Genomic DNA, 26950 nt, shown 5'->3' with positions numbered 1-26950 from the left:
GCCGCAGCGAGGTCCGCGATGCGACGAAGAAGGAGCGTCACGCCTGCGGACGGGCGCGAGTCGGTGAGCGCCCAGTGTCCCAGAGGCGAATCGTACTCGTGCCGTACGGTGAGCCTCGGAGCGACGCGAGAACGCTGCTGGCGGACTTTGTCAACAGCCTGCTAGGCATCGGCAGGCGCATCATCGGCGGTGGAGAGCTTCAGGTCTTCAGGTCTGGCATCGGGTAGCCAGTGGGCAACCGTCGCTTTGAGGTCGGCGGCAATGATCGGTTTGCTGATGAAGTCGTCCATGCCGGCCTTGAGACAGGCTTCGCGGTCGCCGGCCATGGCGTTGGCGGTCATCGCAATGATGGGAAGGCGGGTGCCTGGCTGTTCCTGTGAGCGAATCAACCGGGTGGTTTCGAATCCGTCGAGTTCCGGCATCTGGCAATCCATGAACACCAGTGGGTAGGGATGCCGGCAGATGGCGGCCAAGGCCTCCATGCCGGTTCCCGCCAGGTCCACGCGACACCCCAGCTTCTCCAACATTTTCACGGCCACGCGCTGATTGATCGGATTATCGTCCACCACCAGCACACGCTGGACCGTGCGGGCCTTCGCTTCGGTCAGGGTGTGTCGCGTAATCAATTGTCCCTTGTCTTCCTCGCGGCCTTCTCGCCCAAGCGTGAGGCGAATACAATCGGCCAGATGACGCTCGCGAATCGGTTTGGTCAGGTACGCGGCGGCGCCTACTTCTTTCGCGAGGATACTATCTCCGCGCTGGCCGGAGGACGTCAGCAGGATCACGTGGGTCTTCGCGATGGTCGGATCTTCCTTGATCAAACGACAGAGTTCCAGCCCGCTCATCTCCGGCATGTGCACATCGACGATGGCGATGTCGAAGGGGGCGCCGTCCTGAGCCGCCCGCCGTAACAGGTTCAAGGCTGAGGGGCCATCCACGGCGCTCTCGTGGGTCATGTTCCAGGCTGAGACATGGTACTGGAGCAGACTCCGATTAGTAGCATTATCATCCACCAGGCAGACCCGAAGGCCGTTGAGATGTTTGACGGGCAAGGGAGGTGTGACGGGAGCGGTGCCTTCTTCCGGGGTACCGAACTTCACCGTGAACGAAATGCGGGTTCCCAGGCCCGGCATCGACTGGAGTCCGATCTCCCCGTTCATTAACTCCACCAGGCGTTTGCAGATCGAGAGGCCGAGCCCCGTGCCGCCGTATTTACGAGCCGTCGAGCTGTCGGCTTGCGAAAATGCCTGGAACATCTTGGCTTGGGCTTCCTGCGTCAGGCCGATCCCGGTATCGATGACCTCGAAGCGCAGGGTGACGGAGCCAGGGCTTTCCTCCGTTTGCAAAACTTGGATCAGCACTTCGCCCTTCTCGGTAAACTTGATGGCATTGCCAATCAGGTTGGTCAGAATTTGCCTGATCCGCCCGGGATCGCCGATCACGGTGCGTGGGGTCTGCGCATCGATGAGGCCGACCAGTTCCAGCTCTCGCCCCTGCGCGGTCGGGGCCAGGATGTCCAGTGTGTCTTCGATGGTCATGCGCAGATCAAAGGGGATTTGTTCAATGGTGAACTTGCCCGCCTCGATCTTGGAGTAGTCCAAAATATCATTGATGATGCGGAGCAGCGATTCACCGGAATGTTTCAGCGTGTCAAGATATCCCTTCTGCTCAGGGGTCAATTCGGTGTCGAGCAAGAGAGTCGTCATGCCGATCACCCCGTTCATCGGGGTACGGATTTCGTGGCTCATGGTCGCCAGGAAGTCGGTCTTGGCTTGGCCGGCGCGTACGGCCTGGTCACGGGCTTCGGACAATTCCCAGTTCTTCCACTCCAGATCCTGTGTCGCTTTGGAGAGCGCATGTTCGGAACGTTTGCGCGTGGAGATATCGACGATGGAGGCCAGCGCAAGTTTCCCGGCGGGCGTATCGATCGGATTGAGGCCGAGTTCGACGGGAAACTCATGTCCGTTTTTATGCAGCCCGAACAACTCTCGTCCTGCTCCCATGACCCGTGAGGTCGGGGCGGCAAAATAGCCGGAGCGCAGGGTGGGATGGGCGGCGCGAAACCGCTCGGGGATCAAGATCTCGACCGGCTTCCCCAGCATTTCCTCACGCGTGTAACCAAACATCTGTTCGACCTGTTTGTTGACCAACGTGATCTTGCCCTGGGGGTTGATCATCAACATCCCGTTCGGTGCCGATTCCACGACTTGCTGGAACTGCGCCTCGGCCTGTTTGCGGGACGAGATATCGCGGACAATCCCGGTGAATTTCTGGGCGCCATCGACGAGCATCTCACTCACGGCCAGTTCGATGGGGAACGAGACGCCATCGCTACGAAGGCCGAGGACCTCGCGGCCGATGCCGATCACTTTCTTCTGGCCTGACGACAAGTAATTGTGCAGGTACTGGTCGTGTTCCGTGTGGTAGGGGTCGGGCATGAGCAGTTTGACGTTCTGGCCGAGCAGTTGCTCGGGGCGGTAGCCGAACATGCGGGTAACCGCCGGATTGACGGATTCGATGATGCCCCGGTTGTTGATCACGACGATGCCGTCCACGGCCGTCTCAACGATCGCACGCAATCTCGCTTCGCTGCGGTGCATGGCGGCTTCGGCCTGTTTTAAATCCGAGACGTTGATATGCATGACCACGGCACCGTAGCTCCGGTGTCCCTGCATCGGAGTCACGATCAGGCGGAACCAGCGGCGGAGGAAGGGGCTCGAGCTTTCGTATTCATAAGAGAAGGCGCGGATGGTGCCGTCCAGGATATGCCGGATGCCTTGCGCGACATGCGCGGCGTCTTCACTTGATGTAGCCGCGTCACAGATGTGCAGATAATTCAGTCCCACGCCGTAGGAATCGTCGACGAAGCCGTTGGCCGCAGCAAACCGTTCCCAGGCTTCATTGACCGCGAGAATCGTGCCTTTCGCATCCAGCACGGCGATGTTGGCCGGCAACACATGCAGGATGTTCGGGTCCAGCGCGAGATCCGGCGGTCGTGGCCTGGGACGAAGTGGGTGGACGGACATGGTGGATCTTCCTTCTCTATCTCTATCCCGTGGTGCCGGTCCTGGTCGCGCGATTTCCGAGCCAGGTTTCCAATACCGTTTGGAGTTCTTTGGAACGGATCGGTTTCGCCACATAGTCGTCCATACCGGCAGCCAAACAACGTTCACGGTCTCCCTGCATGGCATTGGCGGTCATGGCGACAATGGGCGTGTGGGCGGACTTTCCTTCCATCTTGCGGATGAGGGCCGTGGCCTCGAACCCGTCCACTTCCGGCATTTGGCAGTCCATGAAAATCAGCGGGTACGGGGCGCGTTCGTGGGCGGCCACGGCTTCCTGGCCGTTGCTGGCCACGTCGACCCGGTAGCCGAGTTTCTCCAACATTTTGCACGCCACCTTTTGGTTCACGGGATTGTCTTCTGCGAGGAGGAGTCGAGGAACCGTTGCCGCCTGGGTTTCGGTGAGTGTATGCCGGGTGATCAAGGGGGATGCGGCGGATGCAGATGCGTCCGGAGGCGAAGCGGGTACGCCCCCGCATAGCAGGTGACAGAAACATTCGAGCAACTGTGACTGTCGGATCGGTTTGGTGAGGTAGGCGTCGATGCCGAGCGCCTGGGCTGTGCTGCCGTCGCCTCGCCGTCCGACCGTGGTGAGAATGACCAATCGCATGCCCGCGGTGCGGGGATCCTGTTTGAGGGTGGATGCTGTCTCGAACCCGTCCATATCAGTCAGGTGAAGCTCGATCAGCGCCAAGTCGAAGGGTTTCTGCATGGCGGCGGCGGTCTGCGCCAGTTCCACAGCTGCCTGGCCGGTCTCGGCGCCCAGGCACTCGAGGCCCTGTGCGGAAAGTTCTTGTTGCAGCGCCTTGCGGACGGTCTTGTTCGGGTCCACGAGCAAGATACGCCGCCCGCGAAGTCGGCTCCATGAGATGCCTGCAGGCGCGGCCGCCAGAGCGGTCTCAGGGAATCGTGCGGTGAACCAGAAGGTGCTGCCTTCCCCTGGACGGCTCTCGACACCGATGTGTCCTTTCATCTGGGTAACCAGGCGCTGGCAAATGGCGAGGCCCAGCCCCGTGCCTCCGAATCGACGGGTGGTAGAACTGTCGGCCTGCATGAAGGCCTGGAACAACTTGGCTTGTGCGTCCTTCGGGATGCCGATGCCTGTATCGGTGATCGCAAACCGCAGCAGATCCGGTCCGGCTTCTGGGGCACGAGTGACCTGGAGAAAGACTTCCCCGGTGGACGTAAACTTGATGGCATTGCTGACGAGATTGACCAGGATCTGGCGGAGCCGGCCGGGATCTCCCAGGACGCCGACCGGGACCGAGGCATCGACTAGGGTGATCAGTTCCAGCCCCTTGCTCTGCGCCGGTTCTGCGAGCAACTCGACAGTGTCCTCGACGGCCAGTCGGAGATCAAAGGTCAATTCTTCAAAATGGAGCTTGCCGGCTTCGATCTTCGAGAAGTCGAGAATGTCGTTCACGATCGTCAGCAGGGCATCGCTGGATCGGCGCACCGTATCGGCAAAGTCGTGCTGCTCCGGCGTGAGGGCCGTATCCAGGAGCAGTCCGGTCATACCGATGATCGCGTTCATCGGGGTGCGGATTTCGTGGCTCATCGTGGCGAGGAAGTCGGCTTTGATCTGAGCCGTTTGCAGGGCCGTATCGCGCGCCTGGGCCAGTTCTACGTTCTTCCGTTCCAGCTCCAGCGCGGCCTGCGTGAGCGCGGCTTCGGCTCGTTTTCGTTCCGTGATGTCTTTCCCGATGGCAAGAAAGCCAGTCAACTGACCGCTATCGTTGCGGAGGCCGGTGATGGTGACGAGAACGGTCAGCTGTGCCCCGTCTTTCCTGGTGTACGTCCATTCGCGTTCGTCGAATCCGCCTTGGCGAGCCCGTTCGGTCAACACCTCGAAGGCGTGGGAGGGGTTTGCGGCGTCGCGATGCAGTTCGCCGGCCAGTCGGTCGAGTTCTTCCTGCAGGTGAAGTGCGGTGAGTGTCTGTTGACCAATCATCTCGGTCTCGGCATAGCCCAGCATCCCCACCGCTCCCGTATTGAAGGTCGTGATGACGCCGGCATGATCGGTGGCGATGATGGAGACGTTGGTGGCGCTGGCCAAAATGGCTTCCAGCTGCATGTTCGTGGCCAGGAGCGTCCGCTCCAACTGTTTTCGTGCACGAATGTCGGTCAGGATGACTTGAATGGCCGACTTCCCTTCGAAGCGGATGGCGGCAGCGGACACTTCCACCTCGATGCGTCTACCGTCGAGTGCGACGAACTGTTCTTCGGTCGGGGGGGCCGTGCCGTTCGTGGCACGTATGTGGGTCATTCTCCGTCGTGCGATGGCGTGGGAGTCAGGGTGGATGAAGTCCATCACCGGCTTCCCGAGGAGTTGTGACGAGCCGATCGCGCCGAACAGTTTCACGCAGGCTTGATTGGCAAAGGCAATCTTATCCTCGCAATTGACGTAGACGGCGTGAGGGGACAACTCCACCAGGGCGCGGTACCGCTGTTCGCTGGTACGCAGTTTGGACTCCAGTTCTTTTGCGACGGTGATGTCCTCCGCAATGCCGGCGATGCGATAGGTCTGTCCCTCGGCATTGTGAATGGAAAAACTGCGATCTCTGATCCAGCGGATCCGTCCGCTTGGCGTGACGATCCGATACTCTTCGTCATACGGCAGGTGCGCCTGGCAGGCGGCTGCGACGGATACCCGCTTGTGGTCCTCCGGGTGAATGTGATCGAGCCAGAATTGGGGATTTGAATAGAGCACTTCTCTGGGAGATTCCCAGATCGTCTCGAAAGCGGGACTGACGTAGAGAACCTGGTGTTTGTCCGGGGTGGTGAGCCAAAAAACCGCGTCGATCGATTCGGCCAATTGGCGAAATCGCTCCTCACTCTCCCGAACGGTTTCCTCCATGCGTTTCCGCTCGGAGATGTCGCGAATCATGCCGGTATATTTCCTCGAGGTGCCGAGGTGCATCTCGCTGACGGATACGTGGATGTCGATGTGGGAACCGTCCTTCCGCACAGCCAGTACATCGCGGCCCTTCCCGATGATCGCCCATTTCCCGGTGACCCAATAGTTCGAGAGGCATTCGTGGTGATGCTCGCGGTAGGGCGACGGCATGATCAGGGCAATGTTCTTTCCGATCAATTCATGCGCCTCGTAGCCCAGTAGTTTGAGCAATGCGGCGTTGACGGTTTCGATTTGCCCCCGTTCGTCGGTCACGACGATGCCTACGATCGTGCTCTCGAAGATCGACCGCATGCGGGTTTCGCTGTCCCGCCAGGCGGATTCGGCGCGTTTGTATTCGGTGATATCCTGCACGGTCCCGGCCATGCTGGCCGGTGACCCATCGGCCTGTCGGCGTACGATTCCGCGACAGTGGATGTACCGCAGTTCTCCGTTCGGTCGAATGATGCGGCATTCGATGTTGTAACGGGTGTCGTATTTGAGCGTCTTGGCGACGGCCTGTTCCACCCGCTCGCGATCGTCGGGGTGGAGCGCCGTCAGGAATGTGGCACGGGTCGGCTTGGTGTGTGCCGGATCAAGGCCGAATATGCGGTATTGCTCGTCCGACCATCGCTCCACGCCGGTGGCGATTTCCCAGTCCCAGGACCCCAGGTGCGCGAGGGCCTGGGCTTCATCCAGCGCGTCCTGTTTCGCCTGAAGGGCACGTTGTGCGCGGGCTTGCCCCGCTTCCAGCTCTTTTCGGTCGGAGATGTCGAGGTGCACGCCCGTGGCGCGCACTGGCGCCCCCTGGGCATCCCGTTCCACGACCTGGCCGCTGTCGAAGACCCAACACCAGGCGCCGGACTTTGATCGGAGACGGTGCTCGCTGGAATAGGCCGGAGTCTCTCCACGAAGATGGGCGGTGACGGCCGCCATGACTGCGGGCAGATCGTCGGGGTGCACGAGCCGTTCCCAGGTTCGCACGTGTGGTTCCAGCTCGTCGAGGTGATACCCGAGCATTGAGGCCCAGCGTTCGTTGAACGTGACGCCTCCGCTGGGCACGTGCCAATCCCAGGTGCCGATCTGGGAGCCTTGTACGATCAGTTCGAGGCGGTCCGCTTGTGCCTTCACGCTCTGTTCGTGCACGGCAAGCAATCGTTCAAGGTCGGCGGCCTCCGATTGCATCGAGACGACGGTCTGTTCGGGGCCCGCAATCGGTTTTGTATAGGGAGCGAGCGCGATCTGCGCGCACAGGGCCAGCGGCTTGAACAGCTGCGCGGTCTCCTCGGAAATGAAGTCCTTGCTGAACAGAATGATGGAAAACAGGTCGCCGTTGGGCAAGGGGGCACCGAACCCGAGTACCGAGCGGATGCCGTACTTGCGGACGAATTCCTCCTGCTCTGGGACGTGCGGGCTATCGAGCGCCTCCGGCACGTGGAACACGTTGAAGCCATGCTCGCTGGGGTCCAGCAGGAGGTCTTGAGCAGAGGCGGTGATCTGGGGCAGCGTGAATCCCAGTTGCTGGAAGAGCTGTTTGAACATCGGGAGGCGTTCGAGCGCGTCGGGCCCGTTCAGCGGGAGGACACGGAAGCCGCTGGACAAGGCGGGATCGTTCCATCCCTGGTGGATGCCTGCGCTGGCAAGCAGGGTCAGGCAGGTGAGGGAAGGGCTCGGTTGTTGCGGCTGGAGTTTGCGGTCGGCCAGCGATTGCAAGTCCGGCGTGAGGAGGCCGTACGGTGTCGTCTTAAACAGGCGAATCAGGACGCAGGCCGGGTCTCCGGTCTGGGCCATGGTGAAGGAGGTATAGAGGTGGCGAACCAGACGGTCGGCGACCTCCCGGAGGTCGACCGCGCCGGCGCCGAGTCGACGGAGCGCCGCTGCACAGGCGGTCATGTCCCGGAGATGGAAAGATCGCAGATGATACATGCTCGAACGAATTCCGCAAAGGCGACGGAGTGTGTCGGTACTCTGTCGGACTCCGTACGGGGGAACTTGAGCATGCGGTCACCGCGTCGGCGGCGAAGCGTTCCCTACGGGATTGTCTTGAGGTAAAACGCGGCGGCTTGAGACCTCCTGGTGAGATGCAGTTTGGAATACACATTGGCCAGATAGTTCTTGACGGTCTTGTCGCTGAGTCCCAATTCAGCTGCGATTTCCTTATTCGTCTTGCCCTGCGCGATGAGGGGAAGGAGGCGTCGCTCCTGTGGCGATAACAGGTGCCGGCCTCGTTCGGGTTCCCGATCCGCCACTTTACGGAGATAGGCAAAGGTGTGGCGGGTGACGCCCGGATCAAGGTAGGCCTGCCCCTTGGTGATGCTGCGCAACGCATGCATGAGGGTTTCTGCGCCGGCGTCCTGCAGAACGTACCCATGGGCTCCGGTGGAAACGGCAGAGAGGAGGATGGTGTCGTTGAGGGTGTCGGCCAGGAACAACAGCCGCGTGGCCGGCAGATGAGACAGAATTTCCTTCGCGGTCTCGATGCCTGTGCCGTCCTGCACGCGGAGATCCACGATGACGATGTCCGGTTTGTGTTGAATCACCAGCGGGAGCGCCTCGGTTCTCGAAGGGGCTTCTCCGACGATGCGAAAATCGGGGACGGAGTTCAGGAGGGTCCGCATACCGACTCTGACAAGTTCCTGCGGGTTGATGATAAACACCCGGGTCGGGGTGTGCTCTAGTTCGTTCATGATCGATTCTCTCATTAAAGTGGATGGATGCCTTGTGAGTGTATGTTATGTCTGTCCCGATGCGTCGGGTCACCTTCGATAATGGTGACCCGACGCACGATGGTCGGTGTCCACCCTGCTCGCGCCGATCGGTGCACGTCACTGAACGGTCCAGACGCGGCCCCGCCCGAGAGGGGCGGTGTCGCATCGGTCGACGGGTTGGTCATGCCCATAACCCTGTGAGGACGGTCACACATCATGTCAGCTACGACACTCCTACGAGCTGGGACCTGCTGTATCCCGGGGTGGCCCTTGTCGAATGGGTGTCACCCATGCCGACATTCACGCGGGACAGCGCCAGGACGATATTCTTGCCCCCGAATCCGAAACTGTTGATCAACGCACGATTCACGTGCACCGCGCGCCCGGTTCCTGAGACATAGTCCAGATCGCAGCTTGGATCCGGGGTGGTCAGATTCAGGGTAGGAGGGATGAATTGGTGCTCCATCGCTTTCGCGGTCCCGATGAGTTGGAACGCTCCGCTGGCGGCAAAGGCATGGCCCAGCGCTGCTTTGAACGAACTGACCGGCACCCGATAGGCATGATCGCCCAAAACCTGTTTCACCGTCTGGGTCTCGATCGCGTCTAATTCCATGGTGCCGAGCCCGCAGGCGTTCACATAGTCCACCTCCTCAGGAAACCAGTGGGCTGTCGAGAGCGCCAGCCTGGCGGCCCGTTGTTGTTCATGCCCGGTGCAGGCAGCTTTAACCATCGAATGGGCATCGCAGGTGAACCCCCAGCCTTCCAGTTCGGCGTACATCCTGGCGCCCCGGGCTCGGGCATGCTCATAGTCTTCCAAGATGAAACACCCGGCTCCTTCGCCCAGCACCATACCGCACCGGGTCTTGTCGAAGGGGCGGGGAAGGTCCCGGATTGTGCCGTGCTCATCCGGTGCCAGGGCCCGCCCGGCGTTCATGGCGGCATAGACGCTCGGGTGTAGGGGGGCTTCCGTCCCACCCGCCACGACCAGCGAAGACTGTCCCGACTTGATCCATTCATAGGCGCGGCCGATGGCATTCGCCGTTGAGGAGCATCCGATGGAGTAGGTCTCGCATGGCCCGTGCAGCCCCAGCACGATGGCCACTTCCGAGGAAATCGCATTCGGGAAGGTCATGCCCATGGTAAAGGGATTGACCCGCTCGTAGGCATTCAGTCTTGCCGCGTCGTGGAATTCAAACGCTTCCTTCATGCCGCCGATGGAGGTGCCGATGCTGATGCCGATGGAGCCGCGATCTTCCTGTTCGAAGTCGATCCCGGAATCGCGTGCCGCCATCATGGCGGAGGCGACGGCGAACTGGGTCGCGCGTCCCATGCGACGGGCCTGTTTCCGATGTAAAAAGTCCTCGGGATCGAAATCCCGCACCTCAGCCGCGAGACAGGCCTGAAAGGGAGAGGTGTCGAAGGACGTGATTGGCTTGACCGCGCTTTCTCCCCGGCTCAAGAGATGCCAAAAGAGGTCGACGGTGCTACCCAACGGGGAAATCACTCCCATGCCGGTGATGACGACTCGACGAGAGGTCTGTGGTGTCATGGTGCCCTCCTCTGCTCGTAAGAGCGTGAAAATGTATGTCGTCAATGCGAATGCCATGTCTGCATGTGTTCACGGTGCGCGTCCGGCAAGGCAGCGTCGGGATAGAACGTCGCATAAAAATCTTCATCCAGGTGATGGGTTTGGCACGCGACGACGGACTTACAGGCGTCGGCGTGCGCCGGGAACCGCCCGTAGGTGTCGAGGACATATTCGGTAAAGGCGATGGTCGCCTCGACGGCGCGTGTGGAATGCTCCGGAACCTGTTGTGCCGCCCCGGGTTTGACCCAGACCTGTTCGTGAGGTTTCCTGAATGTGCCGTCCGGCCCGAACTTGCTGGCAACCAGTTGAGCCACGGCCTCCTTCATTGAGGGGACGAAGGGAGGGGTCGGCCCTTCCCACAGCCCCGGAATGCCGACCGGATTGGCCCGCATCGGCTTGCCGGGCGGGACGACGAAATGGAACCCGAGACCCGGATAGATGTGCGGTTCCATGCCCAGGAGATGGCGACCGCTCCCCACGCTCTGAATGCCGCCTCCGAGCCCCAGTGCCTGCTGCATCAGCGAAATATGCTCGCAGATGATGCCTTGTTCCTGAATCGCGGTTTCGCAAATCGCGGCGTCGAGCTCGCGCAAGCTGAACATCCGGCGTGCCCGGATGTCGTCATGGAGGTGTCCACCCGCGCTCTTGCGAAAGGCCTCCAGCCCGCACCCGGCGTTGCCGTTGTCGGTATCGACGATGAAGTAGCCGGTCTCCTCGCTGAACATCATCAGGAGCAGATTCAAGTACAGCAGCGCGATGTTGGTCACGGGGAAGAAAAGGGTGGTGCCGGGCCGGTTCGTATACCACTGGTTGAACGGCAACATGAAGGGGACTTCACGGGGGATCTCCAGCCGGGAAGACTGAAGCTGTACGATGTCCAGGTCCCAGGGATGGTCAGGGCCTGCGGCATCGGCCACGAAAAAGACTCCCTCATCGTTGGTGTAAAACAACTGTGTCGTCTGTGCGGAGCAGGGACTGGGAACAGTGCGGCTCCGGAAATTCATCAGCGCGTTTCCTTGGCCCTCGCTCGATCCGGGCTGCCCGACGAAGTGCATATCGCCGAGATTCCGTCCCGATCGTCCGATCGCCGCATAAATGAGATACCGCTCTTCCTCCCGGCTTAGAGGAACCGGCTCATGGTGACTGGTGTATTGGAGGGGGCCGCCGGGCAGCGTCATGCCGCGGCCGAAGCGACGGGTCTTTCGCTGTTGCAGGAGGTCCAGCAGGGTGAATGTGGCGTCCATTGCTGCAGACTGTGTAGCGAGCTGCTTCATAGGGCCTCTCCTTCCGGTTATCCTAGGGCCGTGTGGCCCTATTCCGGTCATGTGAATAGCGGTGGTCTTGAACGCCACCAAGGGCGTCCTGTTATCTGGCTAGAATCTACGAGAGGTGTCGATTGGAGTCACCTACCCATCGGGGTAGGCGGGGTGGCAGCCTAGAGATATCTTGTAAGAATGGAGAAGGCGTTCGTCACGACGGGCGACGCACGACTTAACCCGCGCGGTTGGGATCGGAAGGTGGACGATCGTCACTGGGAGGTGAAGGAGACACGAGTCGATGTTGCTCACCGGTCTGCCAGTAGGCGATGGCGCTCCACCGGTTTTCGACTCCGATTTTCTGGAAAATATTCTTGAGGTGGAACTTCACGGTATTCAAACTGACTTTGAGAATGACCGAAATTTCCCAATTGGTCTTGCCTGCCGCGACCCAGCGGAGAATCTCCTCTTCCCGTTTGCTCAAGAGGGTGATCGGTTGCGTCGGTCGCTCGGGCTTCCATGTCGAAGTGCACCGCATGTAACTTAAGTGAAAATGCGGGGTGAGAATATCGAGCAGGAGGCGCAGTTTGTCGGTCTGTTTTGCATCGAAGTTGCTGAAGGCAAAGTAGGAGCAGGTGCCATGCTCTCCGCGCACACCGGCTGAGAGACAGGTCTTAATGCCGAAATCCAGTTTAAGCGATGTGACGTCTTTCGGCTCGGAAGAGGCCGGCTCGTCGGCGCTGGAGGTGACGGACTGGCCGGACGTGATCAACCGGTACACGGCGGGGTCTGCCGCCAATCCCTGACCCATATAGAGTTGGCAGAATTCTTTGGGATAGGTGGAATGTCCGAGCGCGGGATCAACGCCGCGGAGCAGGTCGACGCCTCCACATCCGGAAAACTCATATGGAACCACCTGCTGGAGGGCCGATACGAGTTTCCACACGCCTTCGCTTCGATTGACGGAGCGAGCGTCATGCATGATTTCGCCGAGTCGTTGGAATTCCTTTGCGGAAAATCCCGGCTGATTCATGCCACTGTGCTCCGCCGCGCGCGCCCCGCCGCCGCAGAAAGATGGGTACCGTCGCGCTCAGAAGTTCGGATCTGGTCCATGTTGAGGCAACTGTATCATTGTGGAAACGGCTGATTGTACCGTCACCGAATGATCGGGATCTAGGGCAACCTGCACCTAGTATAGAGTGCCTAGGGTATGAACAGCAACGGGGAAGAGGAGGCGTCTGAGCGATGGCGAGTAGGGGCGAGTGGGTCGGGGGGGGCAGCGATTAGCGTTGGACTTTCAAGGTCGGTCCCAGCGTCAGCCACTTCGTCGGACCAAGGGCGGCCATGTGAGGGAGATGCGCCACGTACCACACCACCACGTCCTGTTCCTGGACGCTCTGGTTATCCTCGTCATAGCCGAGTTGCCCGCGTGCTCCAAACACCCAGGGAAGGTCTTCATCAGGATCGGCGCGCCGGATGGCCACGTCATGGTCGGCGAACGCGTCCCGCTCGCCGTCGTCTTTGAGAGGAGCGTACCCGTCCCCGGGGAGAAGCCAGGCGCCGTGCCCGGTCAGTTGGTCACGGATGAACCAGGTCCGATGGGTGGCCTTAACCTTCACATCATTGCGTTCGTTTGTATACTTCTTCCATCCGGGCCCCCAGCCCCGGTCGGTGCCCCCGTCGTCATGCACAAAGACCTGGTCCATCCCGTTGCCGTCGATATCGAAGTCGAAACGCCAGTAGGGGTGGTGGATATGGTCGGTATTGCAGGAGAGGCCACGGCTTTGGACGACCGGCCGGAGTTCGCCGTCGGCGGAGAGATGCCAGGATTGGTAAATGTGGTACTCACCGATCCGGGCATAGATGCCCAGCTCCAACCATTTTGTGCCGTGCAATGTCGAGCTCTCGACGCACACCTTGTTGTTGCCGCAATTCACGATAGGGACCAGGTCCTGCCATCGCAGTCGATCTTGGAAGGGGCCGCAGCGGCCGCTGTCGGCGCGAGACCCAAACCAGGTGAAGGGATTCCACCAGATGCGCTCTTTCACGTATTTGACGCGCAGGACCGGCATGCTGGCTTTGCCGAGGACGAGTGCTCCGTCATAGGTCACGTTTCGGAGGGCCAGACCGGTATTGTCTCGAACTTCATAGTCAAAGCTCCAGCGTCCCCAGTCCATATGCTCTGCGGAGGAGTCGGCCACACCAGGAAGCGGCAACGCCAGCAAGCTACACAATAGCAGGATGCCGGTCAGAACTGCGTTCATCCGCTCTCCTTTCATCCCTTCACCCCTTGCCGGGCGGCGGCGCGAGAGGTTGCGCATTGGTGACAGTTCCAGCCCTTGTGTCCTCGCCCATCACCTGGTCGCCCGGTTTTGTTCGCATCCGTGCAGATCGTTAACGAGGCGGCTCTTCGCCCGCATCCAGGACACGGTCATCCGTGAGGTCGACCTGTGCCCAGTACTTGGGGTCTCCTCCCACACCCTGCGAGAAGGTGATCCAAATGACACGGTGCCCATAGCCCGGATCATTTCTGAAGAATCCGCGATCCGGCTGCATCAACAGCCCATGGCCACGCAGGTCTTGTACCTTGCCGGCGAGGCGTGGGTCGGCGCGCGCCAGCTCGATTCCTCGCGCCACGTCCTGCGGTCCCTCCGGCGGCAGATATTCTTCGGCTCGGGCGGCCTGTAGGACGGAACCGTCTTTCATGCGTACGTCGACCGCGACGTTATGGCTATAGCTAAAGTACATGAGTCTGGCGAATCGTGCGCTTGCCCGACAGCAACCAAACGACACCTTGCTCTTGGGCGGCGAGGGATCCGCATCGATAAATCCCCATCGCGCGCCCAGAAGGGTCTGGACGCGGGGATCGGCTTCAGCGGCTTTCTTCAGTGAGGCAATTTCGGCCGCCGATAACTGCATGATGGGGCCGGCTGATCGAATCACGGCGGCATCCGTGACGGTTCCGGCCATTTTGGGTTTCACATGCTCGGGGGATTCATCGGCCGTGAACTCCAGAATATGTCTTGTCGGGACCTGTGCGGGCAGCGGGCGTTTTGGAATGGCCGTCTCCGGATCCTCAGGTCCGAACGGGCCGCGCGACGATGCGTCAAGGCTGCAGCCGACACAGAAGAGCATCACGATGACGCCGACCGATTTCCACATCACGGGCTTTACTCCCCTTTGAGTTAGGCCATCGCCAGTTTGCTGGCCAGGCCTAGTGCCAGACGTGAAATCTGAACCCCGGCTTTGAGCACGGCGGCACGCCTCTGCCGGGATTCGGTGTCCAGGACGGCCTTTCTCATCAAGTCCTTGTAGCCATCGATCTCGTCCTGGGCAAAGGGGACGAGTTGCGAGACGGTGTCGTTGTTGAATGTGTTGGCCAATTGCAAGTACAGATTGGAAATTTCCGCCGCGTAAATGCCTCGTCGCAGCGGGTCGTTCCTGTACGTTTCAAACTTCTTCCGTAGAGCGGCGACAGCATCCAACAGTGCAGTTTGTTTGACCTTCGTCTCATCCTGCCGCCCGACACTGAACTGCACCGTACCGAGTTGATCAAGCAACGCCTGGGCTTCTTCCCGCGCGTGGTCGACTCGGGTGGCTAGTTGTCCGATCTCATGGGTGGCGGTCTCAGCCGTTTCCATCAACTGTTTCAACACACTATCGTTGTCGCGGAGGAAGGTGACCACTCCCTCGAAGCTGCGGTTCATAGCGTCCTCCGTTACTGTCCATCATCCTTCTTGAGTCGGTCGAGCAATTCCACCAGGTCGGCGGTGTATCGCTGGGCGCGATCAAGGCCTCCGATGCGCAGGATTCTAGCTCCCACCACTTCTTCCAATGCGTCATTCACCGTGCGCGAATGGTTCACCACGTCCATGATCTGCTCTGATCGATTCGGCACCTGGTTGAGAATGGCGGTGACGAATTCCGGATCGACGGACGCCAACGCCGATTTCTGGGCAAAGTGATGTATCTGGGCATGGAGTGTGGCGGTGTGTTTCCACGAATCATTGAGGGCGTTGGCCGTGTCACGCAAACCGCAGAAGTCTTGCTCAAATTGATCCCAAACCGCTTTCTCAAGTCCCCGCACATCCTCCATGTAAATGAGGCCGGTGAGGTACGCGGCCGCATAGGCGGCATCTCCCTTTCTGTTAGTCAGGTTCCGGAAGGCCGCCAGGGCGAAGCGGTGTTTCGTTTCCTGCATGTGGAGGGACTTGAAGGCTTCGTGCAGTTCCGCACGGGCCTGTTCGAGGTTCTTGATGCGCGCCTCGGTTTCTTTCTGAAAGAGATCAATATTCGTTTGCGCGGCGTCGATCTTGCTGCCTTCCAGCTGCACGAGGTCCCGAACCGAACTGCTATGAATCGAATGGCAGGCGGTCGTCATGAGCAACGAAAGAGCGATCGATAGCCGCATCACGCCTCGGCTGACCATAGAGGACTCCTTCCGGCGAGCAATCTCGATGGGTGTCATCGGTGCACCGTCCGCACTGCCTCCGCCAGGGATTGGGTCTCGGTTTGGCTCAGTGTGACGTCGATGTTCAAGTACTGCTTGATCAGGCCGTTGATACGGCGGAGCGCGTCGACATTGGTTCGATAGTGATCGAACGCAGTCAGGTCCACGGCCTGAGGCGCGTTGGCATCAGCAGCGACGCGCTGCTCAATCCGGGCGATCAACTCCGGCAGCTGCTGGACAAGGTTGCTCATCTCACCGGCCCCGGCCACAAACAGGGTTTGGCCGTTCTGCCCTTTGCGCTCAGGGAGAGACTTCAGACGGATCAGATTGATGACCCGTAGCACGTCGGGCCCAAGCTGGGCCGCATCGTCTTCGGCCATTGCAGCTTCCGGGACATCCGGTAATCGAGGATTGGTCGTCGCCCATTGCAGGGCCAAATCCAGTTTGAGGCGTGTCTGGACAAATCGATACCACTGCAGGTGCCGTGCGGTGATGTTACTCACCAGTTCACGATACTGCTGCATGAGCCGCTCATTCTCGGCATAGGCCTGGTCTTTGGCCGCGAGTGCCTGTTTGACTTCCGGCGGGGTCGCGCAGGCGGCCAGCAGCACGAACGTCAGTAGGCCGACGATGGGCAACATCCTCATCGGGATGCCTCCTGGTAAGCGTAAAAGAACGGAACTATCGTCGGGAGAGGCAATCTACGTACCTGATACGTAGGGAGTGACGAGGCCACAGCCTAGCGATGAAACGCCTGTCGTGCAAGGGGAAAAATCAGCGTGCCTCAGATCGACACACACGTGGTCAAGCCGCGTCAGCGTACCTATTCAGATACGGGTGTATCGAACCGCATACAGGGGAGCCGGCACGTGTGAGTGTTATGCGGGGGTGAGGGCGGTACGTAGTGCGGCGATGGTGGCCGGATCGAGCCCGGCGGTCTTGAGTTGTTCATCGGTGGCGGCGGCGATGTGTTGGAGGCTGCCGAATTGCTTGAGGAGCCGCCTCCTGCGGATTTTGCCGATGCCGGCGATCTGGTCAAGTTCGGACGAGAGCAGCGCTTTGCCCCGCAGATTGCGGTGATACGTGACGGCGAATCGATGGGCTTCGTCGCGAATCCGCTGCACGAGGTGGGTCGCGGGAGAGGTCGGGCGGAGGACGATCGGATTTTTTCGGCCAGGGAGAAAGATACGCTCCTCTTTCTCACCGCGAGCCTTGGCGAGGCCGATGATTGGAATCTGCTCCTGCCCGACCTGCTTCAATCCTTCGATGGCGGCGCTCAGCTGGCCGAGTCCGCCGTCGATCAAGACGAGATCCGGACGGGCGAGATCCTCCGTGGCCCCGTATCGCCGCATCACGGCCTCCTGCATGCTGGCAAAATCGTTGGCCCCCTCCACCGTCTGAATGCGAAACTTCCGGTAGTCGGCCTTCTTGGCCTGCCCGTCTTCCCAGACCACGAGTGACGCGACGGACTGATTCCCCATGATATTGGAAATGTCGAAGCCCTCGATGCGGCGGGGGGCGATGTCCAGGCGAAGCAGGCGTTTCAGTTCTGCCGTGGCCTGACGGTCCAGGGCCTCGTTGCGGAGATGGTCGGTTATGGCGGCCGCGGCGTTTTCCTCAGCGAGCAACACCAACTGGTGCTTGGTGCCTCGTTCGGGTGCGAGGAGACGAATGGCATCGCCACGCTTGTCGCTCAACCATTGTTCGATGAGGGGCGCATCGGAAAGGTCGGTCGGCACCAACAGTTCCTTCGGCGGTTGCCCTTCCTTGTTGTAGAACTGCTCGATCGCGGAGCGCACGAGTTCCTCATCGCTCGAATCGGCGGACTGGGGCCAGAAGAAATCCTTTCGCCCGATCAAGAGGCCGCCTCGCACGAAGAGCAGTTGCAGGTCAGCTGCCGTGCCTTGGCGGGCCAGCCCGACCACATCCTGGTCGGTCGTGCTGACCTGGGTAATGCGTTGCTTTTCCAGCGTGCGCTCGACGCTGAACAGTCGGTCCCGTATCCGGGCCGCCTCTTCGAATTCTTCCCGGTCTGCCGCAGATTCCATGGTCTGCCGCAGCCCGTCCAGCAGTTCGCGGTCGCGGCCTTCCAGAAACTGGCGCACTTGTTTGACGATCAGGTGATAGTCGTCTCTCGACTGATTGCCGGTGCAGGGAGCCATGCACCGTTTGATTTCAAACTCGATACAGGCTCGATCGGCCTTACCGTCGATCTCGATTTCACAGGTGGCGAGTGGAAAGGCCTTGCGGATGACCTTCAGGGTTTCGCGAAGCGCTCCGGCCGGCGTGTAGGGGCCATAGTAGAGGGCGCCATCCTTTTGTACGCGCCGGACGATGGAGAGGCGAGGGAAGGCTTCCTTGATCGGTAATCGCAGGTAGGGGTACTGCTTGTCGTCGCGCAGGACGATATTGAAGCGCGGGCGGTGGCGCTTGATCAGATTGCTTTCGAGGATCAGCGCCTCCAACTCGGAGCGGGTGACAATGGTTTCGAGGTCGGTGATTTCGCTGACGAGCAGGCTGGTCTTGGGTGTCTGGTCGCTGCCTTTCTGGAAATATGAACGCACACGGTCGGCCAGCACGGCGGCTTTGCCGACATACAAGATCTCTTTCTTCGCGTTTCGAAAGAGATAACAACCCGGTTGGTCGGGGAGATGGTCAAGCTTTGATTGGAGGGTGTCGCGGGTATCAGCCATGAGCGATCAGCTTTCAGCCGTCAGGCGAAGGACATGGGCAACCCAGATCGCACGTAATTCTAATGGCTGCTGCAAATCCTCTGCAACGTTACGTTCACGCTGCCGGCCGATCGCTGATCGCGTCTTAGCGAAGTCCTCGCACGAACGACGGACTGAGAGCCCCCCGGGCGACTTCCGCCACCGGTCCTTTCATGGTCAGGCTGAAATCGCCGGCGACTTTGATGTTGAGCGTTCCGCCAGGCATCTTGACCGTGACGGGGCCTTTGACCAGCCCGAGCTTCACGGCGGCACTGGCGGCGGCGCACGAAGAGGAACCGGACGCCTGGGTTTCTCCGGCGCCACGCTCCCAGATCAGAATGAAAATCTCTTTGGGGCCGGTGGGCACGGCCAATTGCACGTTCGTCCGCTTCGGGAACAACGGGTGATGTTCCAGCGCGGGTCCCAAGGTCAGCAGGTCCTCACGGGTCCAGGATTCGCCGGCCTCTTTGAAGACCACACAATGCGGATTGCCGACACTGACGCCGGTGAATCGGAGCGATCGGCCTGCAGCCTCGATCGGGGCCTGGATCAACTCGTCCATGGTCAAGGTGCAGGGGAGAGCCGCCGCGCGGAACGTGGCCTGGCCCATCTCGACGGTAGCGGCGGCGGCATCCCCATGGCGGTCCACATGCAGCGCGATGGAGACGAGGCCGCCTTTGGTCTCGACAGTGAATGCACGCTTCTTGGTCTTGCCGGTGGCGTGGAGGTAGCGGGCGAAGATGCGCAGCCCGTTGCCGGACTTTTCGGCCTCGCTGCCGTCCGGGTTGTAGATGCGTAGACCGAAGTCGGCCTTCTTGGAAGGAGCCAGGGCCAGAATGCCGTCGCTGCCCAGACCCCAATGGCGATCGCAGATGCCGCGGATTTTCCCGGGCGTGAGTGTGAAACTCAGCTCCTTGGGATCCATCACTACATAGTCGTTGCCGAGTCCGTGCCCGCGAAAAAACCCGTTCTTCATCTGCGCTCTCCTTATTCGTCGTTCGTCGATCGTGAAACCTGAAGCGAAGGAACAATACTTGGGCGGATTTGAATTCGTCAATGGGTCGGCATGCGTAGACAGTGCGGCGCGGAGGGGCCGGTGAGGGGGGTAGATAATTCGCTGTCGAAGGATGAGCGACGCTTCACGGGCGACGAACGATGCGCCTTACACCAGCACTGTGCCGGGCGGTCGTTCAATGAGTTCGACTTCGTACCCATCGGGAGCATCGATGAAGAGAAACCGGCTGCCGGAGGAGGTTTGCGTAGGCCCGTCGGTGATCGCCACCTGTTTCGATTGCAAACTCCGGATCGTGTCGTCCAGATTTTCGACTTCAAAGGCCAGGTGGACGAGATCTTCCTGAACCCTGACAGGTCCGCTCGCGGGGAAACTGCAGAGTTCGATGAGCTCCTCGCTATTGGGCACCTTGAGGAAGGCCAGGTGGGATCCGCGAGGAGAGACTTTCCGTTCCAGGACCTCCAGCCCCAAGACGTCCCGGTAGAAACGGATGGTCTGCTCCATGTCGCTGACCCGCAGGCGGGTGTGGAGGAGTTTGGTGACTTTCATACGGGGAGCTTATAGCAGATGGCCTATAGCTGATGGCAAGAGAAGAAATGAGAAGTGTTGCTATTGTTCTCTTACCATAGGCTACTGGCCATTAGCCCTTTCGTGCCGGACCGCTCGTTTTCCGCAGCAGAATTTCGGCGTATCCGGGAATCAGGAAATTCGGCATGGGTCCGATTTCCTTGTAGCCTTGCTTGCGATAAAAGGCGCGGGCCGTGTCATTGAAATCAGACACGCAGGCGAACAGATTGTGCGCTCGCGCGAAGGTCTGCGATTCGACATGGGACAAGAGGCGTGTGCCCAGGCCACGGCCGGTGGCGTCCGGCGAGATGCCCAGCAACTCCAAATAATCGCCGAACAGGAATTTTCTGCGGAGGATGGCGATGCCGAGCACCACCCCCTCCGCTTCCAGGACGTACGTGTCACGGCCAACGGGGAGCGGCGAAAAGATGCGTTCCCAGTCTGTGGCGGTAAAACCAAGCCGTTTCCAGGGATCGGATCGAGCCAGGATACCGATCACCGCGTCGCGATCGTCCGGCTGCATCTCGCGAATCAACGTGTCGGGTCGGTCGTCGTTTGATTGCATCGCAGGAGATCCGAGACGGTCATGGCCTGTAGGCCCTTTTTTCCCAGCAGACTCCCGGCCAGGGCTTCCGTCACTTCGCGGGTGTGTTTGCCCTTCCCGTTGGCATGCAACACGATCACGCTACCCGGCTTTAAGCGTTTCTTGACGCGGGACAGGATGGCGTCGGCGCTGAGCGTGGGATCAGGGTCGCCGGATTCGATGTTCCACAAGATAAATCGTAAGCCGAGCGCCTTCACGGCTTCTACGGTCACGTCGTTGTACTCTCCGTATGGCGGCCGAAACAGGGTTGCCGGGCGGCCGTATTGTGTTTTCAGCAGGCGCACGGGGCCCATGATTTCCTGTTGCTGTTCTTTCATCTCGTGCATCGGTAGGTGCGCATGGACCTCGCCATGGGTGCCGATCTCGAAAAAGGGGACAGCCAGGAGCTGTTTCACTTCGGCATCATGTTTGGCCATCCAACGGCCGGACATGAAGAACGTCGCCGGCACCTTGTGTTCGATGAGGAAGTCGATCAGTTCACGATCAAAGCCCGAGGCCGTTCGCACCGGGCAGAGATCATAGGTCAGCGCCACGGCGGGGCAGGAGTTCGGACCGGCTGTGATGACTTGGGCCTGTGCCTCGCCGAGATAGAGGGCACAGGCGAGCCCGAACATCGTCGACCATCCGACTACCCAAGCGTGCGTTCGCATGGGCCGCAGTATACCCGATGGCAAGGCCGCGCGATAGTTGACGCTTCCTTCGGGTGGCTGCTACGGTGATGTCATGCAGGGACCGGATTGGAAAATCGGGCATGTCTTCGGCATCCCCATCCACGTGCATGCCTCGTGGCTGTTCGTGTTTTTCTTTGTGACCTGGTCGTTGGCGACAGGCTATCTACCTGACGTATTGCCCGGTCTGTCGGAGCCGCGCTATTGGGGCATGGGCGGCGTGGCGGCGTTGTTGTTGTTCGCGTCCGTCCTGTTGCATGAGCTTGGCCATTCTTTGGTGGCGCTGCGATATCGCATTCCGATCAGTCAGATTACGCTGTTCATCTTCGGCGGGGTTGCGCAGATGCGGAAAGAACCGCCGCATCCCCTGGCCGAATTCCTCATCGCCATCGCCGGCCCGGCGGTCAGCTTCCTCTTGGCGGGGCTCTGTCTCGGCTTGGTGACGCTCTTGGAGGTGATTCCGGCTGGAGTCTCCATGCATGGGCTTGCGGCCTTGGGGACGCTGTTGGGGATGGTCAATACGCAGCTGGGTCTTTTTAATCTGCTGCCGGGTTTCCCGTTGGACGGTGGGCGCGCCTTGCGGGCCGGTTTGTGGGCCTGGAGCAAAGATTACTATCGTGCAACGAGCCAAGCGGCATTGGTGGGGCTGCTGTTCGGGGTGAGCTTTGGGCTCTTCGGCGCGCTGTTGCTCGTCGGTGGCCTGTCCGGTACCACGTCCGGTTCCCTTGCCAGCAGTGGGGGATGGATTGTGTTGTTGGGCGCCTTTCTCTTTTCGGCCGCGCGAGGGAGCCGCAAACAGGCCGCCATCCGTTCGTCGCTCGCGTCGGTTCCGGTGCGCGAGCTGATGGTCGCCAATGTGGTCGCCCTGTCTCCGGACATCACCGTGGAAGAAGCGGTGAATCAGTATTTCCTTCCGTACGGGTACGGGGGATTCCCGGTGGTCCAGGACGGCCGTCTGGTGGGGGTGGTCGGGGTGCGTGACGTACAGGCCGTCAGGAATTCGTTATGGGCCTTCCGCCGCGTATCGGATATTATGCAGACATCCGATGACGACATGGTTGTGGCGCCGGACCTGTCGGCCATGCAGGCACTAGAGCGGATGCTGGCGCTTGGGGCCGAACGTCTCGTGGTCGTGCAAGACGGGCAATTGCTAGGGTTGGTCACCCGCGCGTCGATCGGGCACTTCATCGAACAACGCCATCCTTCCGGCATGCATGCTTCTTTGTAGTCGATCCGCTCCCTTCTCCTCGTCATCTTTCCACCTGAACGAGTTGTCATACCCAGGCAGGCGTGTAAGAGCCTTCCGGCAGCGCGCTGCCTAGCCGGGGAGCGTGGCTGTATCGTCCAGTCTGCCCGGACGTCGGCATTGGCACTCATGGGTGACCACGGCTCCGAGCAGAACCAGGGCCGAAGAGTAGTAGACCCACAGCAACAGCAGCACGACTTCGAGCAGCGAACCGTACAGTTGCGTGTAGACGGCGGCATCCTCCAGATACGTGACGAAGAGGGCCTTGGCGGAGACCCACAGGAGGCTGAAGACGGCCCCGCCGATCGTCGCTTCGCGCCAGGTCGGGCGCTGGTGTGGAAGGAACCGGTAGAGGCAGGTCACCGAGGCGAAGGCCAGCAGGAACGGCAGGGAATAGGTGAGGAGGAAGTCATGGGCGGCGATCGCCACCAGGTTCATGCCCAGAAAGCGGGGCGCGTAGGCCGTCAGCAGTTCGATCGCCTGGGTGGCCACGAAGGAAATGAGGGTCAGAATGCCCAACATCCAGATCAGCGCGACGGCGACGAGTGTGGAGATCAGCGGATGGCGCTTGGCCGCTGTCCCGAAGACCGTGTTCATCGCGTAGTCTAATTCGTAAAAGACCAGTGCACTAAACCATCCGAATGCCAGAAAGACGGCCCAGCGCACTTCCTCCTGTTCGGCCACCCGTCGGATATCCTTGGCCAGCCGTTCTCCCACGCTGGGGAGAAAGCCCTTCAGGAATCCGAGCAAAAACTGGTAGCCGATCACATCCTGGCTCACGATGAAGCTGATGCCGTACAGCAGCAGGAACACCATCGGAAAAAGGGAGAGGATCGAGTAGAACGCCAACGAGGCCGCCAGGCTGGGACAGCCTCGCCGTCGAAACGTGTCGAACACGTTGGAGAGAAACGTGAGTTCAGTCATGCAGGCCCGCGCGAGTCAGGGTCGGTGCGGAGCGAAGATCCCCCGGATCATGGCAGGACGCGGTTCAGGAACGTCGGTCCGCCGGCGTCGCGGGGGTGGTGGATGTCTCTGAAAAGGTGTCCTCAGCGCAACACGTTATTTGAGGAGCGGCGCTGCATGGGTGGCCAGCGACCAGAGGCCATTCGGGAACAGACCGAGCAAGACCACGCCCGCGAGGGCGCAGGCCAGGACAAACGACAACGCCGGGGAGGTCTCCAAGCGGGATTGAGAGGCGGCGGTTCCCTCAGGTTCCCGCATGTACATGACCATCACGATCCGCAAATAATAGAAGGCAGAAATCGCGGCGAATATGACGGCCACGACCGCCAGCCAGGTCATGCCGCCGTTCACGGCGGCCATGAAAATATAGAACTTGCCGATGAAGCCCGCCGTCGGGGGAATGCCGGCGAGTGACACGAGAAAAACCAGCATGAAAAACGCCGCAAGCGGCTCCCGTTTGGCAAGGCCCGCGTAATCTTCGATGTGCTCGCTTTCCTGTCCTTCCTTGCGCAACATGCCGATCAGCGCAAAGGCGCCCAGCGTCATGAATGAATAGATCGCAATGTAGAGCAAGACGCTGGCGAATCCGCCGCCGGCCCCGTCGCCGCGATGCCCCCCTGCGACCACCACTCCGATGAGCGCATATCCGGCATGGGCGATACTGGAATAGGCGAGCATGCGCTTGATGTTGGTTTGGACGATCGCCACGAGATTGCCCAGGGCCAGGGTGGCCAGACAGATGATGGTGAACAGGATCGACCAATCGGCGCTGGCTGCTCCCAATCCTTCCACGAATACCCGGAGGAAGGCGCCGAAGCTGGCGGCTTTTGACGCCACGGCCATAAAGGCGGTGACGGAGGTCGGTGAACCCTGGTACACATCCGGCGTCCACATGTGAAACGGGACGACGGCCAATTTGAATCCAAATCCGACGGCCAGCAGGACGAGGGCGAGGGAGAGGATCGGATTGCTCGTGCCCTGCATCGTAATGGCTTCGGCAATCGCCGACAATCGCGTGCTGCCTGCCAGACCGAAGAGCAGGGAAATGCCGTACAACAAAATGCCGGAAGAAAACGCGCCCAGCACAAAATACTTGGCGGACGCTTCCAGTGAACGGGCTTCCGTCCGTTTGAGGCCGGCCATGACATAGAGCGAGAGCGACATCAACTCCGTCCCGAGGTAAATCGTGAGCAGGTCGGCTCCGGAGACCATGACCATCATGCCCGCCAGCGCCAGCAGGATGAAGCCGTAATACTCGCCGATGCTCAATCGTTCGGCCTTTAAGTAGGCGAGGGAGAGCAGGACGGTGAGACCTGTCACGATATACAGAAGGAGTTTCCAGAAGGCCGCATAGGCATCAATGATGACCATGTTGCTGAAGGCATAGGTGCGGCCGGTCATCTGCGAAGAGGTCACGCCGATACACATGGCCAGCGCGCCCAGGGTCAACCAGGCCAGCACGTCCTTTTTGGCCGTCTCCAGAATGGGGTCCAAGGCCAGTACGAGGCAGGCGGCTCCGATGACAATGAGTTCGGGGAGGATCGCCACCAGGTCTTGAAGCGAAATGCTCATCGTGTTGCTGCCTGTTCAGAAGAGGAAATGGGCTGGGCGGCTGCCATCGTCGCGGTGACCGGTAGTACGAGCGGGGCCGGTTGCGGCACAGTCGCGTAGGCCGGAGCTTTCGGTCCGTTCAGCAGCTGTGTCACGCTGGCATGCATGCGGCTCAAGAGCGGGTTCGGGAAGATCCCCAGGACGAACACCAGCACGATCAGCGGCACCAGCGTCGCCGTCTCCCTGGCATTGAGGTCGAGGAGATGGGCGCGATGGGCGGCGGCCGGGGTTCCGAACACCACGCGCTGCATGAGCCAGAGGATGTACGCGGCGGCCAGAATGACCCCCAGTGCGGCTAAAGCGGTGGCGAACTGGCTCCAGACGAAGGTGCCGGCCAGCACCAGGAATTCCCCCACGAAACTGTTGGTGCCCGGCAGCCCCAACGAGGACAGCGCAAAAATCATCAGAAACAGCGCGTATCGCGGCATGGGGCCGGCTAATCCGGTGTTGTCGGCAATCTGGCGGCTGTGTGTCCGTTCATAGATGATGCCCACGCAGAGGAAGAGGCCGCCGGTCGTGATGCCGTGATTGACCATCTGCATCACCGCACCTTCAATCCCCTGGATATTCAGGACGAAGATCCCCAACGTGACAAAGCCCATGTGACTGACGCTGGAGTAGGCGATCAGTTTCTTCATGTCCGTCTGCGCCAGGGCCATGTAGGCGCCATAGATGATGGCCACGATTGAGAGCGCGATCATCGGTTTGGTAAAGGCCACGGTGGCGTCCGGTAGCATGGGCAATGTAAAGCGCAGGAATCCGTAGGTGCCCATCTTCAGCAGGACGCTCGCGAGGATGACGCTGCCTGCGGTCGGGGCCTCGACGTGCGCGTCCGGCAACCAGGTGTGAAACGGGAACATCGGCACTTTTACGGCGAAGGCCGCGAAGAAGGCCAGGAAGAGCCACATTTGGAGCGTGGCGCCATAGGTTCCGCGGCTCAGTTCCAGAATGTCGAACGTATGGCCGCCTTGGAAGTACAGCGCGAGGATAGCGACCAGCAGCAGGACACTACCTGCCAGGGTATACAGAAAGAACTTAATGGCGGCGTACAGCCGGTTGGGACCGCCCCAGACGCCGATCAGCAGATACATCGGGATCAGCATGGCTTCCCAGAAGACGTAGAACAACACGAAGTCCAGCGCGACGAACACGCCCAGCATGGCCGTTTCCATCACCAGCAGCATCGACATGAACAGCGGTACACGTTTCTCGATGGCGGTCCAGGACACGGTGACGCAGAAGGGCATGAGAAACGTCGTCATCAGCACGAGCGGGAAGCTGATGCCGTCCATGCCCAGGCTGTACCGCACCGGCGGAGAGCTGATCCAGGAGGCCTGCTCCACAAACTGCATCTGTGCGGTCGATGAGTCGAATAACCACCAGAGCGGAAGCGAGAAGAGAAAGTTACAGACGGTGAAGCCCAGCGCCACCCACCGGGAGGACTCAGCCTTGACGAGGAAGCAGAGGACGGCGCCGATCAGCGGAAAAAAGACGATCAGGGTCAACCAGGGAAATGAGGTTGTATGATTCACGAAGCCAGGCTCCGAAACAAAAGGGTCACAGTGACTGGTTCACACCGATCGGGACGTACTGCCCGGACCATGGTTGATG

General features: G+C 60.3%; 20 protein-coding genes. 1 reads left to right on the top strand and 19 read right to left on the bottom strand.

Annotated features, from left to right (window positions below; translation table 11 throughout):
- Nucleotides 1-161: 161 nt before the first annotated feature.
- The 16 genes from KJA79_RS03235 to KJA79_RS03160 all read right to left on the bottom strand — a co-directional run bounded on the left by KJA79_RS03235 (nucleotide 162) and on the right by KJA79_RS03160 (nucleotide 21501).
- Nucleotides 162-3026 (bottom strand): PAS domain S-box protein, encoded by a 2865-nt coding sequence (locus KJA79_RS03235; RefSeq protein ID WP_213040562.1) that lies wholly within the window; start codon nucleotides 3024-3026, stop codon nucleotides 162-164.
- A 22-nt stretch (nucleotides 3027-3048) separates the two neighbouring features.
- Nucleotides 3049-7881: a PAS domain S-box protein gene (locus tag KJA79_RS03230; RefSeq protein WP_213040561.1), complete on the bottom strand. Its 4833-nt coding sequence runs from the start codon at nucleotides 7879-7881 to the stop codon at nucleotides 3049-3051.
- 104 nt (nucleotides 7882-7985) lie between these two features.
- Nucleotides 7986-8642 (bottom strand): LuxR C-terminal-related transcriptional regulator, encoded by a 657-nt coding sequence (locus KJA79_RS03225; RefSeq protein WP_213040560.1) that lies wholly within the window; start codon nucleotides 8640-8642, stop codon nucleotides 7986-7988.
- A 244-nt stretch (nucleotides 8643-8886) separates the two neighbouring features.
- The gene (locus KJA79_RS03220) at nucleotides 8887-10212 is read right to left on the bottom strand and encodes a beta-ketoacyl-[acyl-carrier-protein] synthase family protein (protein WP_213040559.1); all 1326 of its coding nucleotides are present in this window, start codon (nucleotides 10210-10212) and stop codon (nucleotides 8887-8889) included.
- Nucleotides 10213-10253: 41 nt separating this feature from the next.
- Nucleotides 10254-11525 (bottom strand): hypothetical protein, encoded by a 1272-nt coding sequence (locus tag KJA79_RS03215; protein WP_213040558.1) that lies wholly within the window; start codon nucleotides 11523-11525, stop codon nucleotides 10254-10256.
- Between the two features lie 217 nt (nucleotides 11526-11742).
- Nucleotides 11743-12540 carry a LuxR C-terminal-related transcriptional regulator gene (locus tag KJA79_RS03210; RefSeq protein WP_213040557.1) on the bottom strand — a complete coding sequence of 266 codons (798 nt, stop codon included), beginning with the start codon at nucleotides 12538-12540 and terminating at the stop codon, nucleotides 11743-11745.
- A 250-nt stretch (nucleotides 12541-12790) separates the two neighbouring features.
- Nucleotides 12791-13771 carry a hypothetical protein gene (locus KJA79_RS03205; RefSeq protein WP_213040556.1) on the bottom strand — a complete coding sequence of 327 codons (981 nt, stop codon included), beginning with the start codon at nucleotides 13769-13771 and terminating at the stop codon, nucleotides 12791-12793.
- 130 nt (nucleotides 13772-13901) lie between these two features.
- On the bottom strand, nucleotides 13902-14672 hold the full coding sequence (locus KJA79_RS03200; protein WP_213040555.1) for a hypothetical protein: 771 nt from the start codon (nucleotides 14670-14672) through the stop codon (nucleotides 13902-13904).
- A gap of 20 nt (nucleotides 14673-14692) precedes the next feature.
- Complete coding sequence (locus tag KJA79_RS03195) at nucleotides 14693-15214, bottom strand: hypothetical protein (protein ID WP_213040554.1); 522 nt, start codon at nucleotides 15212-15214, stop codon at nucleotides 14693-14695.
- Between the two features lie 11 nt (nucleotides 15215-15225).
- Nucleotides 15226-15936 carry a hypothetical protein gene (locus KJA79_RS03190; protein WP_213040553.1) on the bottom strand — a complete coding sequence of 237 codons (711 nt, stop codon included), beginning with the start codon at nucleotides 15934-15936 and terminating at the stop codon, nucleotides 15226-15228.
- A gap of 35 nt (nucleotides 15937-15971) precedes the next feature.
- Entirely contained in the window at nucleotides 15972-16604 is a 633-nt protein-coding gene (locus tag KJA79_RS03185; protein ID WP_213040552.1) for a hypothetical protein, read from the bottom strand.
- Nucleotides 16605-16835: 231 nt separating this feature from the next.
- The gene (gene uvrC, locus KJA79_RS03180) at nucleotides 16836-18650 is read right to left on the bottom strand and encodes an excinuclease ABC subunit UvrC (protein ID WP_213040551.1); all 1815 of its coding nucleotides are present in this window, start codon (nucleotides 18648-18650) and stop codon (nucleotides 16836-16838) included.
- A 124-nt stretch (nucleotides 18651-18774) separates the two neighbouring features.
- Nucleotides 18775-19644 (bottom strand): diaminopimelate epimerase, encoded by an 870-nt coding sequence (dapF, locus tag KJA79_RS03175; RefSeq protein ID WP_213040550.1) that lies wholly within the window; start codon nucleotides 19642-19644, stop codon nucleotides 18775-18777.
- A gap of 186 nt (nucleotides 19645-19830) precedes the next feature.
- Nucleotides 19831-20229 carry a VOC family protein gene (locus KJA79_RS03170; RefSeq protein ID WP_213040549.1) on the bottom strand — a complete coding sequence of 133 codons (399 nt, stop codon included), beginning with the start codon at nucleotides 20227-20229 and terminating at the stop codon, nucleotides 19831-19833.
- Between the two features lie 91 nt (nucleotides 20230-20320).
- On the bottom strand, nucleotides 20321-20812 hold the full coding sequence (locus KJA79_RS03165) for a GNAT family N-acetyltransferase (RefSeq protein ID WP_213040548.1): 492 nt from the start codon (nucleotides 20810-20812) through the stop codon (nucleotides 20321-20323).
- The gene (locus tag KJA79_RS03160) at nucleotides 20779-21501 is read right to left on the bottom strand and encodes a polysaccharide deacetylase family protein (RefSeq protein WP_213040547.1); all 723 of its coding nucleotides are present in this window, start codon (nucleotides 21499-21501) and stop codon (nucleotides 20779-20781) included. Before KJA79_RS03160 ends, KJA79_RS03165 begins: the two co-directional genes overlap by 34 nt.
- A 73-nt stretch (nucleotides 21502-21574) precedes the next feature.
- On the opposite strand from KJA79_RS03160, the gene KJA79_RS03155 reads away from it, so the two are divergent.
- Entirely contained in the window at nucleotides 21575-22747 is a 1173-nt protein-coding gene (locus tag KJA79_RS03155) for a site-2 protease family protein (protein ID WP_213040546.1), read from the top strand.
- A 90-nt stretch (nucleotides 22748-22837) separates the two neighbouring features.
- On the opposite strand, the gene KJA79_RS03150 is transcribed toward KJA79_RS03155, so the two are convergent.
- The 3 genes from KJA79_RS03150 to KJA79_RS03140 form a co-directional block, all read right to left on the bottom strand.
- The gene (locus tag KJA79_RS03150; RefSeq protein ID WP_213040545.1) at nucleotides 22838-23689 is read right to left on the bottom strand and encodes a YihY/virulence factor BrkB family protein; all 852 of its coding nucleotides are present in this window, start codon (nucleotides 23687-23689) and stop codon (nucleotides 22838-22840) included.
- A 135-nt stretch (nucleotides 23690-23824) separates the two neighbouring features.
- Complete coding sequence (locus KJA79_RS03145; RefSeq protein ID WP_213040544.1) at nucleotides 23825-25300, bottom strand: NADH-quinone oxidoreductase subunit N; 1476 nt, start codon at nucleotides 25298-25300, stop codon at nucleotides 23825-23827.
- Complete coding sequence (locus tag KJA79_RS03140; protein WP_213040543.1) at nucleotides 25297-26871, bottom strand: NADH-quinone oxidoreductase subunit M; 1575 nt, start codon at nucleotides 26869-26871, stop codon at nucleotides 25297-25299. The genes KJA79_RS03145 and KJA79_RS03140 overlap by 4 nt, the downstream gene beginning before the upstream one ends.
- Nucleotides 26872-26950 lie beyond the last annotated feature (79 nt).

This window comes from Nitrospira defluvii (genome assembly GCF_905220995.1).
Taxonomy (GTDB): Bacteria; Nitrospirota; Nitrospiria; order Nitrospirales; family Nitrospiraceae; genus Nitrospira_A; species Nitrospira_A defluvii_C.
The sequence above is the reverse complement of the archived record's forward strand: the minus strand, read 5'-3'. Positions and strand labels throughout refer to the sequence as shown.

Coding starts and splice junctions, on each gene's coding strand:
- KJA79_RS03205 (WP_213040556.1), bottom strand. CDS start 13,771: ATGAACGCAGTTCTGACCGGCATCCTGCTATTGTGTAGCTTGCTGGCG.
- KJA79_RS03195 (WP_213040554.1), bottom strand. CDS start 15,214: ATGAACCGCAGCTTCGAGGGAGTGGTCACCTTCCTCCGCGACAACGAT.
- KJA79_RS03215 (WP_213040558.1), bottom strand. CDS start 11,525: ATGAAGCAGCTCGCTACACAGTCTGCAGCAATGGACGCCACATTCACC.
- KJA79_RS03210 (WP_213040557.1), bottom strand. CDS start 12,540: ATGAATCAGCCGGGATTTTCCGCAAAGGAATTCCAACGACTCGGCGAA.
- dapF (WP_213040550.1), bottom strand. CDS start 19,644: ATGAAGAACGGGTTTTTTCGCGGGCACGGACTCGGCAACGACTATGTA.
- KJA79_RS03185 (WP_213040552.1), bottom strand. CDS start 16,604: ATGAGGATGTTGCCCATCGTCGGCCTACTGACGTTCGTGCTGCTGGCC.
- uvrC (WP_213040551.1), bottom strand. CDS start 18,650: ATGGCTGATACCCGCGACACCCTCCAATCAAAGCTTGACCATCTCCCC.
- KJA79_RS03220 (WP_213040559.1), bottom strand. CDS start 10,212: ATGACACCACAGACCTCTCGTCGAGTCGTCATCACCGGCATGGGAGTG.
- KJA79_RS03230 (WP_213040561.1), bottom strand. CDS start 7,881: ATGTATCATCTGCGATCTTTCCATCTCCGGGACATGACCGCCTGTGCA.
- KJA79_RS03190 (WP_213040553.1), bottom strand. CDS start 15,936: ATGGTCAGCCGAGGCGTGATGCGGCTATCGATCGCTCTTTCGTTGCTC.
- KJA79_RS03235 (WP_213040562.1), bottom strand. CDS start 3,026: ATGTCCGTCCACCCACTTCGTCCCAGGCCACGACCGCCGGATCTCGCG.
- KJA79_RS03150 (WP_213040545.1), bottom strand. CDS start 23,689: ATGACTGAACTCACGTTTCTCTCCAACGTGTTCGACACGTTTCGACGG.
- KJA79_RS03145 (WP_213040544.1), bottom strand. CDS start 25,300: ATGAGCATTTCGCTTCAAGACCTGGTGGCGATCCTCCCCGAACTCATT.
- KJA79_RS03225 (WP_213040560.1), bottom strand. CDS start 8,642: ATGAACGAACTAGAGCACACCCCGACCCGGGTGTTTATCATCAACCCG.
- KJA79_RS03160 (WP_213040547.1), bottom strand. CDS start 21,501: ATGCGAACGCACGCTTGGGTAGTCGGATGGTCGACGATGTTCGGGCTC.
- KJA79_RS03155 (WP_213040546.1), top strand. CDS start 21,575: ATGCAGGGACCGGATTGGAAAATCGGGCATGTCTTCGGCATCCCCATC.
- KJA79_RS03170 (WP_213040549.1), bottom strand. CDS start 20,229: ATGAAAGTCACCAAACTCCTCCACACCCGCCTGCGGGTCAGCGACATG.
- KJA79_RS03165 (WP_213040548.1), bottom strand. CDS start 20,812: ATGCAATCAAACGACGACCGACCCGACACGTTGATTCGCGAGATGCAG.